This window comes from Carnobacterium sp. (assembly GCF_040274425.1).
The window spans coordinates 1-13,152 of the sequence record NZ_JBEMBC010000073.1 but is presented as its reverse complement, the minus strand read 5'-3'; the positions used below and the strand labels follow the sequence as shown (position 1 = coordinate 13,152).

14 protein-coding genes are annotated in these 13,152 nt (G+C 34.1%); 6 read left to right on the top strand and 8 right to left on the bottom strand.

Going from position 1 to position 13,152, the window contains the following annotated elements; genetic code table 11:
• A partial coding sequence (locus tag ABS911_RS11895) for a glycosyltransferase family 8 protein (protein WP_350467766.1) occupies positions 1-801 on the bottom strand: 801 nt, incomplete at its 3' end.
• A 276-nt stretch (positions 802-1,077) separates the two neighbouring features.
• Between ABS911_RS11895 and ABS911_RS11890 the strand changes: the two genes are divergently transcribed.
• The 3 genes from ABS911_RS11890 (at position 1,078) to ABS911_RS11880 (ending at position 3,005) form a co-directional block, all read left to right on the top strand.
• Positions 1,078-1,656, top strand: a complete 579-nt coding sequence (locus tag ABS911_RS11890; RefSeq protein ID WP_023178794.1) for a chromate transporter — start codon at positions 1,078-1,080, stop codon at positions 1,654-1,656.
• Entirely contained in the window at positions 1,653-2,219 is a 567-nt protein-coding gene (locus ABS911_RS11885; protein ID WP_350467765.1) for a chromate transporter, read from the top strand. Before ABS911_RS11890 ends, ABS911_RS11885 begins: the two co-directional genes overlap by 4 nt.
• A gap of 78 nt (positions 2,220-2,297) precedes the next feature.
• Positions 2,298-3,005 (top strand): MgtC/SapB family protein, encoded by a 708-nt coding sequence (locus ABS911_RS11880; RefSeq protein WP_350467764.1) that lies wholly within the window; start codon positions 2,298-2,300, stop codon positions 3,003-3,005.
• Positions 3,006-3,046: 41 nt separating this feature from the next.
• Here ABS911_RS11880 and ABS911_RS11875 read toward each other — a convergent pair whose 3' ends face one another.
• From ABS911_RS11875 to ABS911_RS11860, 4 genes are all read right to left on the bottom strand, one after another.
• A complete protein-coding gene (locus ABS911_RS11875; RefSeq protein ID WP_350467763.1) occupies positions 3,047-5,803 on the bottom strand; it encodes a YfhO family protein in 2,757 nt (918 codons plus the stop codon).
• Between the two features lie 5 nt (positions 5,804-5,808).
• Positions 5,809-6,216 (bottom strand): GtrA family protein, encoded by a 408-nt coding sequence (locus ABS911_RS11870; protein WP_269465134.1) that lies wholly within the window; start codon positions 6,214-6,216, stop codon positions 5,809-5,811.
• The gene (locus ABS911_RS11865; protein WP_251165593.1) at positions 6,212-7,210 is read right to left on the bottom strand and encodes a glycosyltransferase family 2 protein; all 999 of its coding nucleotides are present in this window, start codon (positions 7,208-7,210) and stop codon (positions 6,212-6,214) included. Before ABS911_RS11865 ends, ABS911_RS11870 begins: the two co-directional genes overlap by 5 nt.
• Positions 7,211-7,838: 628 nt before the next feature.
• Positions 7,839-8,624, bottom strand: coding sequence for a glucose-1-dehydrogenase (locus ABS911_RS11860; protein WP_187948406.1), 786 nt, complete (start codon positions 8,622-8,624; stop codon positions 7,839-7,841).
• A 228-nt stretch (positions 8,625-8,852) separates the two neighbouring features.
• On the opposite strand from ABS911_RS11860, the gene gpmA reads away from it, so the two are divergent.
• Positions 8,853-9,539, top strand: a complete 687-nt coding sequence (gene gpmA, locus ABS911_RS11855) for a 2,3-diphosphoglycerate-dependent phosphoglycerate mutase (RefSeq protein WP_301425863.1) — start codon at positions 8,853-8,855, stop codon at positions 9,537-9,539.
• A gap of 53 nt (positions 9,540-9,592) precedes the next feature.
• Here the strand turns inward: gpmA and ABS911_RS11850 are convergent, their stop codons facing one another.
• On the bottom strand, positions 9,593-10,045 hold the full coding sequence (locus ABS911_RS11850; protein ID WP_301425862.1) for a hypothetical protein: 453 nt from the start codon (positions 10,043-10,045) through the stop codon (positions 9,593-9,595).
• 368 nt (positions 10,046-10,413) lie between these two features.
• Between ABS911_RS11850 and ABS911_RS11845 the strand changes: the two genes are divergently transcribed.
• Together ABS911_RS11845 and ndk are read left to right on the top strand one after the other, a co-directional pair.
• Positions 10,414-10,626 (top strand): hypothetical protein, encoded by a 213-nt coding sequence (locus tag ABS911_RS11845; protein ID WP_350467762.1) that lies wholly within the window; start codon positions 10,414-10,416, stop codon positions 10,624-10,626.
• Positions 10,627-10,743: 117 nt separating this feature from the next.
• The gene (ndk, locus tag ABS911_RS11840) at positions 10,744-11,145 is read left to right on the top strand and encodes a nucleoside-diphosphate kinase (protein ID WP_023178804.1); all 402 of its coding nucleotides are present in this window, start codon (positions 10,744-10,746) and stop codon (positions 11,143-11,145) included.
• Between the two features lie 87 nt (positions 11,146-11,232).
• On the opposite strand, the gene ABS911_RS11835 is transcribed toward ndk, so the two are convergent.
• Together ABS911_RS11835 and ABS911_RS11830 are read right to left on the bottom strand one after the other, a co-directional pair.
• Positions 11,233-12,030, bottom strand: a complete 798-nt coding sequence (locus tag ABS911_RS11835) for a nucleotidyltransferase domain-containing protein (RefSeq protein WP_350467761.1) — start codon at positions 12,028-12,030, stop codon at positions 11,233-11,235.
• 83 nt (positions 12,031-12,113) lie between these two features.
• A partial coding sequence (locus tag ABS911_RS11830) for an ATP-binding cassette domain-containing protein (protein ID WP_350467760.1) occupies positions 12,114-13,152 on the bottom strand: 1,039 nt, incomplete at its 5' end.

Sequence of the window (13,152 nt, the reverse complement as noted above, 5' to 3'; positions counted from 1 at the left end):
TTCAAAGTAAAGATAGTACCCGCCTAATTTATGACGGTATGATTCTCTTTCTATCCATGGTTTATGCTTGCCACAATAATGGATAAATACCACTTTTTGTTCTACCCACTCCAGAGAAAACTTTCGAGGAAAAACACGATTCAATTGAGAATAAAAACGCGCGTCAAGATTATAGATCTGCCAATCTGCTTCTTTGATTTCGTTCCAGTACAAATGATTGAAAATATCCTGATCTGGCAGTACTAACCGATTCTTATTCACTTTTATGGCAGTAAATATCTCCTCTTGATTTCTTGTTTTTCGGATCAAAGTAAGATTCATCAGAATGACACCCGTATTAAAGTAATCTTCTGATGCTAATGTACCTAAACGTATATTATTAATAGGTTGGATCCATTTGGTTGCATAATCATGAGTCGTCGCTATAAATAACTTGCCTTCAAAATCTTGTTCATAAAATGATGAAAATGAACGTAAATTAACGATATCAGGGTCAAGATACAAAACCCGATCCAATTCTGCTGGCAACACGAATGGAGCTAGTAAGCGATAATACATTTCTATAGAGTAATACCGATTCACAAAAATTTCTTCTGTAAATAGATTCTTACAATCAATCGGGCAAAATGTATGTCCATTTTTAGTGATAAATTGTTGCAAATCTTCCAGTTTTTGTTCCGATATGCTTTGGTGCATAATATATACCGTAAACTTTTCTTTACTATTCGAATAAAAAATCGAACGAAGAACCGTGTACAGAGGAGGCAAATAATTTTCATTAAGTGTAAATAATAGATTCATAACATTTCTCCTACATTCTGCTTCTCTTTTATAGTGTAACTTTTTTTATCACTTTTCTCTACCTTATATTGGTTAGAATCGTTTTTTTCTTACTAAAAAAAAGTAATTAACTTATTAAAGTATGAATGAAACGTCAAAATATTTCAATTAAAGCAGAGCATTCAGCCAAAAATGATTTATAAAATGGAGTTAAACCTGCCTACTATTTCTTTTTCTCTCCTCATTTATTGTATACTTATGATAGATTAGTAAAATTTATAAATAAAGGAGTTTCTTATGAAAAAAGATACATCATTTTATTGGACATTATTTATGTCTACTTTTACTTTGAGTGCTTTTACTTTTGGCGGAGGATATGTCATTGTCCCTCTTATGCAAAAGCGCTTTGTACATGAGTTAAAGTGGATCAATGAAGAAGAGATGTTAGACTTAGTAGCTATTGCTCAATCATCACCGGGACCAATCGCTGTTAATGCCTCTATTATAATCGGTTACCGTATGGCTGGTATTCCAGGTGCTATTATTAGTGTAATAGGAACTTCTTTACCTCCACTGATAATTATTACGATTATTTCCTATTTTTACTTGGCTTTTCGTGATAATTCTATTGTAAATGCTGTTCTACTTGGTATGCAAGCTGGGGTGGCTGCCGTTATTGTAAATGTCGTGATCGGTATGGCAAAAGGAATCACTAAAACCAAAAAAAACCTGCCTATTATTGTTATGATCCTTGCTTTTCTTGTAGCTTCTTTTACTTCTATCAATATCGTCATCATTTTAGTTATTTGTGGTGCGATTGGGGCGTACACGACTTATAAAGAAACGCATCTGACAAAAGGAGGCTTAAAGAAATGATTTACTTGCAATTATTTTGGAGTTTCTTCCAAGTTGGTGCTTTAAGTTTTGGTGGCGGATATGCTGCTTTACCCTTGATACAAGAACAAGTGATTGAAAAAAATCAGTGGCTAACGAGTACAGAATATATTGATATTTTAACCATTTCACAAATGACTCCTGGTCCAATAGCATTAAATGCTTCTACCTTTGTTGGAACTAAAGTAGCTGGAATTTCAGGTTCCCTTATTGCTACTTTAGGGTGTATCACACCATCCGTTATCATTGTATTATCATTGGCAGTCCTATATTATAAATACAAAGGATTGTCGTTGGTTCAAGGAGTGATAAAAGGATTACGCCCAGCAGTTGTTGCTTTGATTGCTTCTGCCGGTTTATCTATCTTACTGACAGCTTTATTTAATAGCGATTCTTTTCCAATTGCATGGGCTGAGATTGATTGGATTTCCTTGATTCTATTTGGTATCGGTTTAGTTTTGTTACAAAAAACAAAAATTGGTCCCATCTATATTATGCTTTTAGCAGGAGTTGCCAGATTGATTATTTCTAGTATCCTGCTTTAAAACTGAGACTTTTGTCTTTGATACTTCATAATTACCCTTTTTATTTTACATTTGTTTGTCTAGAAAGAAGGTGGTTAAATGTTTGAATTAGATAACGGTGAAATCTTGCTACGCTTAATTTTAGCGGTTTTATTTGGCAGTGCCATTGGTTATGAACGTGAGATCAAAGGACATGATGCTGGTCTCAGAACTCATATATTAGTTTGTCTTGGAGCCTGTATCGTGACACTAGTTCAATTAGAAGTTACTTATAATACCGTTGAGATGGGCTTAAATAATCCAGATTTGACACAACTATTGAATACGGATATGACTCGGATGCCTGCACAAATTATAAGTGGTATTGGTTTTCTAGGTGCCGGTACGATTATTGTGACGAAAAAAAGTGTTAGCGGACTGACTACTGCTGCTTCAATTTGGACAGTTGCTGGCTTAGGTATAGCTATTGGAATGGGCAGCTACTTTTTAGCTTTAACCAGCTGTCTCGTTGTGTTACTTGTTTTACTTGTCATTAGACGTATCTTTCGCGTTCAAAGTTCAAAACGAATTGAAATCTATTATGTCAATCGAAAAGAAACGAAGCAATTTTTAAATACTTATTTTGAAAGTATGAGAATCAATGTTCTTGGTTTAGACTATAGTGTGGATACAAATAATAAAGAAAATAACAGTTATGTCAACCTCTACACACTTAGTTTACCAGATACTAAACCAATCGCTTCTGTTGTTGAAGATCTTTCAGAATACGAACACATTCTTCGTGTCCATACGTTAAGAGAAAACTAAAAAGCCTTGGAAGAGAGAACATCCTCTCTTCCAAGGCTTTTTTAAGTTGTTTTTTTACCTGGCTTGTTCCAAAATAATGTATTGAAGATCACCAATACAAGTCCTAGCAAAGAAGCTCCAATTCCTAAACATAAAAAGGGTGTTTGATACGTAAAGGTCACATTTGACGGGCCAGCCTGTAATGGAATCCCAATAAAACCTTCATTTACTTGGATCGTCTCAACTTTTTCGCCGTTCACTTCTGCTTTCCACCCTTTTGTATAAGGAATAGTGGTTGTTAAAATTGAAGGCTCTGATAGGTCTATCGACCCACTTACAGTCTGATTATCAAACGTTTCAATCATCAACTGTTGGTCTCTTTTTTCAGCTACTCTGTCAGAATAAGTGGAATCTAGAGGAACAGAAAACACGGTGATATCCTCAATCTTATATTCACCTGCTTTAGAAAATTGGATGGAAATAGTATCCTCTTGAGCACTTCCTTCTTGATATCCCATATTAAACAACATTTTCGTGCGTTTAAAGTAAGAACTAAAACTTAAAAGATTCGATTGATAAATCGTCTTCTTTTGTTCTCCAAATGCTACTTTAGCAGAATAACTCGTTGGTGTACCTGTCAATGGGTCACTGACTTTAGGCGTAAAATCTAATCCTTCAAGATACACGTATACTTCAGCATTTTGTACTGCACTTGGATCATCAAGAACCAATTCGATGGTCCCATTATTTTCTATTACATTGATTTCATTTTGCTCAACCGTTGCTTTTGTTGAGTCTGCAGAAATAATTTGATGTTCCACTTCATCAACAGACAACTCTTGATTAAAGGCATCTAACTCTTTTACTTTATCGCTTTCTGAATCTAGTATGACACCATAAGATAGAAAAAGTTCTCTCTCAATCGGATTCAGTTTTTTTATTGACTCTTTTGTTAGGTAAGTTGTATTCGCATAAGCAAATGGGAAATAATCTTGCGTCTCTGCAACAATATAATTTGAATCAGTTTCTTTGACCACATCATAACCATACGGCAGGTACTTCTCATTAGCAGCTTTAGTAATGATGTAACGAACGCCTAAAACGTTATTCGCCACCCTGCGATCATCAAAGCCATTTCGCAACGGTTGGATCAATTGAAATTGTCCTGTTTCCATTAATCGGGCAAAGTCCGAAATCGCTCCATTTGTTACTGACAAATATGAATTCAACCCCATTTGGTTTAATCCTACCATCTGATTTTTCACATGATTGTCTTTGCTTGTTACTCCAATACGCGAAATATCCTTACTTTCAGGAAGTTCCTGCTCAAGTTGATCAAAAGTCATTAAATAATCTTCATCAACGGTTCCATAATCCAATGACAAGTCTAGTGTATCTTGCCCCCATGGATAGTAATAATCCATAGCGTTGTATGCTAAGTTCCCCATGATCAAGACTAATAAAGCTGCTGAATAAAGCTGCTTCCCTTTTCTTGTCAACGATTGTGCGGCGCGTTGTTTATTTGCTACTACTAAAAGAACGAAGAGTACTAGAGCAAAAAAGATTGGCATGGCGTATGCTAATCTGAACCCAATGACACTGCCAATCAGAATCATAACTAAACTATACAAAGTAAGCATGCAGCCCATTGCTTTCAACTCTTTTTTTTCCAAATGGAATCGTTGATTGTATAACATAGTTGCACCTAACGAAAAGAACATTGGCAATACGAAGGTCCAACGATTATAGGGTCCTGCAAAGCCGTTCATAACGGATCCAAACGCTGGCAATAATAGCATAATGCTAAATAATGCTAAACTAGATGAAATAAATCCAAATGTTTTTCGTCTTATCCATAATATAGGGATCAACAACAGTACGAAAGCCGAAAACCCAAATAAGGTCCATAAGTACCGTTCCGATACGAATAAATTTGCGATTAAAGAAAAATAGTATTTAACTGGATATAGGGTCAATCCACTGGCAAACTTTCCTGGCTCTCTAGAAGACTGTAAAAAACCCCAAACGATTGGCATAAACAAAAAGCCAGATAATAATAATCCAATCAAATAAGAGTAAACAGATTTCCAGATATAGTGGAAAAGTAGTTTCATTTTTTTCATTCCATAAAAATGGAAATAACGAATGACGGCATAGATAAAAATCAATACACTCAACATGTAGAAAAAATAAAAATTGCTGCACGCACTAATAAAAATCATAAAAATAAATAACAAGTTTGATTCATTGTGCAAGATTTTTTCAATCCCTAGACACAATAACGGGAAAAAGATCATCGGCATCAGGAAAAAGGGATGCCTTGTTACATTTAATATGACATAGAACGTAAAAGTGTACATCATTGTGCCCACCAAAGCTCCTGAGCTGGAAACATTCATGCGACGGCAATAGGTTAAAAAGGCTGCGCCAATACAATAGACGCGCAATAAAACCAGTACATGGAATGCCAATTCAGTCATGCTTACTGGAAACAACAACCCTAAATATACAAAGGGATCACCTAAGACATAATAACCATAAGCCGCAAATAGATCTGAGCCCATCCCAATAGACCAATCCCAAAATTGAAATCCTGCTGAAGGTTGAGCTAAAAAGCTTCTTATCGAACTTAAATAATCTTTAAAAATCAAATAGTGCTGAGAATAGCCATCCCCTTCCCAAATAAACGATTTTTGTAACACAATAAAATAACTATAAATTCCAATAATCATTACTAAAAATAAACCTGTATAGAGAGCAAAAGTTCGTTTTGTGATTTTTCTTTCTTCAAATAAATTATCGCTGAAGGCATTTAACAACTTGATCACTCTCCTTGCTTAAAGATGAAAAATTTGCTAAAGGCATAATTCAGCACCACCACGATAAATTGTGTAATGATTTTTGCGATATTGGTGTTTAGTTCTAATCCATCAACCAATAACCACATGCTCCCCATATCGAATACGGCTGATAATAAGCGAAAAGAAACAAATAAACTAAATTCTTTTAGCCATAATTTCACTGTTGGTGTAGAAGATTTAAACACATACTTTTTATTTGTAAAAAAGGCAAATAAAATTGAAGCAATAATGGCAATAGCATTTGCGAATAAATAATGCACATCCAATATAGAATCAAATAAGTAAAAAACAATAATATTGACGACTGTCGTCAACCCTCCGAAAATCAAATAACTAATCACTTCTGCATACTTATTAACTAATTCTTTAATTTTCATCATGCTTTAAGTCCATCTCTTTCTTCCATTCATCTTGAATTTGATTTTTTTGCTCATTTTCTTTTTCAGAATATTCTTGAATAAAGTATACCGGTCTTTCCTTGGTTTCTACAAACACACGCCCAAGATATTCTCCGATGATTCCAAGTGAAATAAGTTGAATTCCACCTAAAAATAAAATACCTGCAATCAGCGAAGGATACCCAGCAACCTCTGCACCAAATAAAGCTGTTCGAATAATTTCAACAGCCATATAAATAAAGGCAAACATTGAAATAATGAATCCAATAATAGACCAGATTCTCAATGGCATCGTACTGTAAGAAGTAATTCCATTTAATGCTAGATTCAACAATGCAGATAGTTTCCATTTTGTCTCACCAGCTGCTCTAGGTTCTGCTATATAAGAAATTTCTTTCTTTTTGAACCCTATCCATCCGTACATTCCTTTGGTATAGCGCTCATGCTCTCTCAGTTGTCTTAGTGCCACAATGCATTTTTTATCGAGCAATCTAAAATCTCCAGCTTGTGGATAAACTTTCACCTTAGCTACCTTTTGCAAAAGAGTGTAATAGGTATTAGAAGTCCATTTCTTAAACCAAGTTTCTCCTTCGCGTTCTATTCGAACAGCATAGACATCATCATAGCCTTCTTCCCACCAATGAATCATCTCAGCAAACGTTTCTGGCGGTTGTTGCAAGTCGGCATCAATAATAATGACCGCATCTCCCTTAGCATAATCAAACCCTGCTAACATGGCTGTTTCCTTTCCAAAGTTACGTGATAAATCTACGTATTGAACACGAGAATCTCTTCTCTTAAACTCTTTGATATAGTCCATCGTGCGGTCTTTGCTTCCATCATTCACAAATAAAAATTCAAATGAATATTGAGATAATTCTCCACAAACGGCATCTAATTTTTTATACATCTTGTCAATTACTGCCTCTTCATTATAAGCAGGAATCAATATAGTAATTGTCTTCATTTTTATCGAACCTTTCATTTTCGTACATCGAACCCTACATTACATCCGTTCGTCTCTTACCTAGTATATCTTACAGCAAAATAGACGTCTAATTTGTCGCATTTAAAATGAGAAATTTCTCTTAATGTTCTTCATAATGAACGTTAAAAAGACTTAGAATGAGCTACTCTAAGTCTTTTTTATAATCACTTGCGTTTTATTTAATGATGTAAACAGATTATAACCATTATTTTTTTCATCTACATAATGTTTAAAAAAACAACGAATCGAAATAGCTAGTAGTATGAAGGGGAAAATATACCAAGATACATGATAAGTTGAATAATCACCTAAACGCAACGTGTAAAGCAATATAAACATAAAAAATGAACTAGTTAATGAAATAATACCATTCAGAATTCTCATATATGCTCCTTTTTAATCCTATTTTTAGTAAAATGAAAAATAACTTTTTCCATATTTTGTAAAGGTATTCATTTTATATAATACTAGAAATAATAAAAAAAGAATATACAAAAAAACCCTTGAACAGTTGCTGTTCCTAAACCACTAAACTCCCATTTATTGGCTTAAAAACAACATTATTCAAGGTTCTCTACTAAATTTTAATGAACCAACAAACTATTTTTTAACCTTCCCCTTTTTCAAAAGAAGGATATAAGGTCATCCCACCGTCAACGAAAAGTGTTGTTCCAGTTACATAACTTGATTCATCAGAAGCCAGCCAAGCCGCAGCTGCGGCAACTTCTTCAGGTTTTCCGATATAGTTCATTGGGATCATATTCAAGGTCTTTTCTTTTTCTTCTTCATTTTCAAATTTTTCTGCATTGATCGGTGTGTTGATTGCTCCAGGAGCAATACTATTCACTCGAATACCTTTATGCGCGTATTCTAATGCAATTGTTTCATTGAACAATTTTACTCCACCTTTGCTAGCTGAGTAATGTGCAAATGTTGGCCAAGGAATCCGTTCATGAACGGAAGATAAATTGATGATATTTCCTTTTTTATTCTTTTCTAAGAAATGATTTAAAGCTGCTTTAGAGCCAAGAAAGACCCCAGTCAAGTTCACATTAATCACTTTATCCCAGTCTTCTAACGTTAACTCATGAGTAGATACTTTATTCTCCATTCCAGCATTGTTGATCCACACATCTAAATCGCCAAAATTAGAAATAGCTGCATCTAGTAAGGCTTTCACTCCATCTTCACTACTGACATCAGCCTCGACTGCCACAGCTTCTCCGCCAGCTTTTTTTAGTTCTTCTACCGTTTCTTCAGCGCCTTCTTTATCACTATGGTAGTTAATGACAACTTTCATTTTTTCTTCAGATAACCGTCTGGCAATAGCATTTCCGATTCCTTTAGAACCACCTGTAACCACCGCAACTTTACCTTTTAACCCGTTATACATCTAACCCCTCCTATAGTTTTCATGACTGAATGAATGTCTTATAGTTAGTATAGCTCAATAAAAAACCAGCGTCTATTTTCGGCCCTCGGCGTCAAAAATCTTTATTCCAAAAAAAATACCTTCAATGTTAAACAAAAAGAGTTGCCAACCATATGAATAGCTTTTATAAAAAACAAGAGTAAAATAAAAGTGAGGCTTGTGTTCTATTACAAAAAGGTGGTGTTTAAATTGAAATTAATTTTTGTGCGACATGGATTAAGCGAATGGAATAAATTAAATCAATTTACTGGGTGGATGGATGCTGATTTAAGCGAACAAGGGTATGAAGAAGCACGTAAAGCAGGACAAAAAATCAAAAATGCCGGCATCAATTTTGATTTTGCTTTTACTTCTGTTTTGAAAAGAGCCATCAAAACGTGCCATATCGTCTTAGAAGAATCTGATCAACTATGGGTACCAGAAGTAAAATCATGGCGCTTAAATGAACGTCATTACGGATCTTTACAAGGTTTGAATAAACAAGCGACTATCGAAGAATTTGGTCCGGAACAAGTTCAAATTTGGCGTCGTTCGTATGATACACTGCCTCCTCTATTAAAACCTGATGATCCAAACTCTGCATTAAACGATCGCCGTTATGCTAATCTTCAAAAAAGAACCATTCCAATGGGAGAAAGTCTAAAAGTTACTTTAGAACGTGTGATACCTTTTTGGGAAGACCATATCGCACCCGCTATTTTGGATAATAAAACCGTACTGATCGCTGCTCATGGAAACTCTATCCGGGCTTTGATCAAGTATTTAGAAGAAATATCAGATGACGAAATCATGGCATTAGAAATTCCAACTGGCCAACCTCTCGTTTATGAACTGAATGAAGAATTGATCGTAACCAAGAAATATTATTTAGACTAAACAAAAAGCAATCATTTCCTTTTAGGAATTGATTGCTTTTTCTATCTATCCTTCTACATATTTCTTTGATTCACAGTTGCTTCGCATCTAGCTATTTCAGTTAACGCTTTTTCTAAATGGTCTTTATGCCATTTCGTTCCAGCAGCAACTTTATTTATTTTTAAAGGCATAACTCGTTCGCCCGCTGTAAATGTTACCTTGTGTAATAAAGCATTTTTACCCACTTCGACCGAGTCTAATTCTTCAAATGTCATGATGATTGGTTCTTTTTTTGAATCCATTTTTCCGGTTATTTTATGAACTGGCAATAAAATAACTTTATCTTGTTCCATACATAAAATAAAATAAGACCCTTTTGCCAACTGTGCATATGCTCCAAACAGCACTAAAGATCCTGTAGAAGGCATAATTTGTGCCCACACTGCTGTGCTTTCTGTCATTGGACTCAATAAACCGTTAACTTCTAAGTTAGCTAATATCTCTTTTTCTGATAACATTAATCCCATTTTATTCACTCCTCCATTATTTCTATCCTTACCTTAAAAACAACCATTAAATGTAACGAATTATTGAACAAATTATAACATTTTTATTAAACTATCCCTATTTTTAACTATTATTTGGTATATACCTTTACTAAATTAAAATAGTGTTGTACTCTTGTACCGCAATAACTTCATATATAAAACAGGAGGCATTTTAAGATGAACTTAAATTTTACTGATGAAGAATCTCGTGATATAGAAAATATTGTGAATTATCTAACTTTAACAAAAGAAGAATACTTTTTAAATCTCCACAAAAAAATATTATCACTAAATCAGCTTTACATGACAATAAAAACTTCAGATTGTTTATTGAAGATTATCACCATATGTTGGAGAATTTACATGATTACAACTTCACATTAAAAGATATGATTGAGCATAATCATGATACCAAAGTGAATGATGCTATTCTATATTTTCTGGATACGACTATTAAAGACCCTATGGTACTTGCTCAAATATACGAAATCTATAAAAAACAAAATGAAAAAGGTTCTTCTTCTTTTAGAAAACAAACCAAATCATTGCGTGTAAATTAACAAATAAAAATCAATTGAAATTCAAATTTTCCACTCAATCAAGTGCCCTTTTCTATACTAAAAGAAGCTTAACATGTTAGAATCATGTTAAGTATACTCTAGGGGGGATGATTAGTCATGACAGAAAAAACACTTGTATTGATCAAGCCAGATGCAGTAGAGCGAAACCTAATTGGGAATATTTTAATAGAATACGAAAGAAATGGTTTGAAAATTCTTGATATGAAATTAATAAAAGCTTCTATAGAAGTAGCAGAAAAACATTATGCAGAGCATAAAGAAAAACCATTCTTTAGTCGATTGGTTTCTTATCTTACAAGAAGTCCTTTAGTTGTGCTTATATTAGAAGGCGAAAATGCCATCAGTCGAGTTCGATCATTGAACGGGACAACAGATCCTGGTAAATCTCCAGACAATACCATTCGTGCTCTTTATGGACTTAGCCTGTCTGAAAATACCGTTCATGCTTCTGACTCGCAAGAAAGTGCCGATCGAGAACGTGCCATTTGGTTTGGTTAAATAAAAAACGGCTCTTAATTTAAAAAGATTCACCAAGTTTTAAACTTGGCGAATCTTTTTATGTTAAGAAATATTATAGCTTTCTAATTAAATAACTTTTGAAATTATCTCATTAAACTGCTTTTCATTAAAGTATAGATTGTATCTCTTAGCGGTTTGTTTAGCAGACTTTAGTATCTCCATATTAATAGATTCCATGAAAATCTCAGTTCCACCAACTAAAACTGGTGTCCATTTATCTAAATAGTTCAACTGAAAACTTTTTAGTATAGATCTTTTCCCTTCATATTTACTCCAATCCCCTAATGAATTACATTGATATCCTAATTCAATATACCAGAAAGCAACTAGAATATTCTTTAACATCACTGTACATGACTCACAGTAGTTGTATTCCTTACGTTCTTTTCGACGATATAGTTCATGAAAAAAAGCAAAATATTTAGAAAGTAATTCGTCAAATTCATTTTGTATAATATGATAGACTAATTTTTCAGATTTACTTTTCATTGTATTTAGATAACCTTTATTATCAAAAATAATAAGTATATTTTGCATCCAAATACTAGGCGTTAAATCTATTTTATTATAAACAAAAATATCTAATTTTATGAAATTGTTAAAATGAATTACAGCATAAGAACGTGTTTCCGTTTCAATAAATGATATATCGCTAAGTTCATCTATAAAAAGCTGAATAAACTTATCTTTTGAGTATGATTCTTTGAGTAAAATTCTTAAATCTATGTCTGAAAAAGGGTCTTCATTTTGTGCCGCTATAGAGCCTCTAAGAAAAATACCATCTATTCCCGAAAAAATCTGAACCTTTTGAATTAACACTTTTAAAAGTTCATGTCTGCTTCTTATGAGCTCCTCTTTCTTCATAATTCACCTTCCTTTTATTTTCTCTCTCGTTGCTCTATTAAATGATAAATGAAGCAATGAGAGAGAAATTTTTCCATAAAAAGCTACTCCATCTCCACCCTAACCAATCCATCTTTCTTCAACTCATACACTTGGTCACAAACTTCTTTTAAAAACATCCGGTCATGTGAAATAGTAATGATGGAACCTTTGAAGTTTTTAAATAATTTTCTAAGTTCTGGTTGGGATAACGGTGAGAAGTTTCGTGTAGGCTCATCTAAAAGCAATACATTCTGTCCTAATAAATCAATTTTCAGTAGTAACAATTTTGCTTGCTGTCCTCCTGAAAGCGACTGGATTGGGTGATGCATTTCATCTGTCGTAAACCGCATACTTCCTAGATAAGTCATCACTTGAGTGCGTTCTTCACTGTCTCCAGTCTCTCTAAGAAATTCAACCGGTGTTTCATCCAATCTTAAATAATCAGCATAGTTTTGCGGCATATATCCAGCTGAGATATCTGTGCGCTGGCTTAGTTCTGTCCATAATTGCTTCAGTAATGTGCTTTTACCTACCCCATTTTGCCCGATGATCCCTATTTTTTGAGGAGCTCTAACTAGCAAATTCAATGAGCGAGCTAAAACTTTATCCCCCAATTTCACACTCTCATCTTCCAAATGGAGAATGGTCTTATTTGCAGGAAGAGTTTTAGTCTTTGAGAATTTCACTAAGATTGCATCTGCTTTTAGCGGAATATCTTCAAAGTTTTCCTTTTCACGTTCAAAACGTTTCCCCATAGATTTTACTGCATGCATTTTCTTTTTGAGTAAGCGTCCTCCAGCTGGATCCTTCCTTGAAATGGTTCCTTGTGCGTGGTGCACACTACTTTCAACTTGTCGGTATTTTTCCATTTGATTCTGGTGTTCTTCGCGCTGCTTATTAGCGACTTGAGATTGATGTTCATAGCGTGCTTCTTTTTGTTCAATGTATTCTTTGTAGGGTAAATTGGATACTGTTGCAACTGGGATCGTCTTATGTCGTAACAACTCAATTTGAATAACTTTGGTCGCTGTAGCGGAAAGTAAAGACTCATCATGAGAAATGAAAACAATTGTTAGTGGTGTAGATTTGATAAAGTGCTCC

Excerpts from the sequence above, each read along its gene's own strand:
- ABS911_RS11850 (WP_301425862.1), bottom strand. The coding sequence starts at position 10,045 with ATGGGATTAATGTTATCAGAAAAAGAGATATTAGCTAACTTAGAAGTT.
- ABS911_RS11860 (WP_187948406.1), bottom strand. The coding sequence starts at position 8,624 with ATGTATAACGGGTTAAAAGGTAAAGTTGCGGTGGTTACAGGTGGTTCT.
- ABS911_RS11885 (WP_350467765.1), top strand. The coding sequence starts at position 1,653 with ATGATTTACTTGCAATTATTTTGGAGTTTCTTCCAAGTTGGTGCTTTA.
- ABS911_RS11865 (WP_251165593.1), bottom strand. The coding sequence starts at position 7,210 with ATGAAGACAATTACTATATTGATTCCTGCTTATAATGAAGAGGCAGTA.
- ABS911_RS11880 (WP_350467764.1), top strand. The coding sequence starts at position 2,298 with ATGTTTGAATTAGATAACGGTGAAATCTTGCTACGCTTAATTTTAGCG.
- ABS911_RS11845 (WP_350467762.1), top strand. The coding sequence starts at position 10,414 with ATGTTGGAGAATTTACATGATTACAACTTCACATTAAAAGATATGATT.
- ndk (WP_023178804.1), top strand. The coding sequence starts at position 10,744 with ATGACAGAAAAAACACTTGTATTGATCAAGCCAGATGCAGTAGAGCGA.
- ABS911_RS11835 (WP_350467761.1), bottom strand. The coding sequence starts at position 12,030 with ATGAAGAAAGAGGAGCTCATAAGAAGCAGACATGAACTTTTAAAAGTG.
- ABS911_RS11890 (WP_023178794.1), top strand. The coding sequence starts at position 1,078 with ATGAAAAAAGATACATCATTTTATTGGACATTATTTATGTCTACTTTT.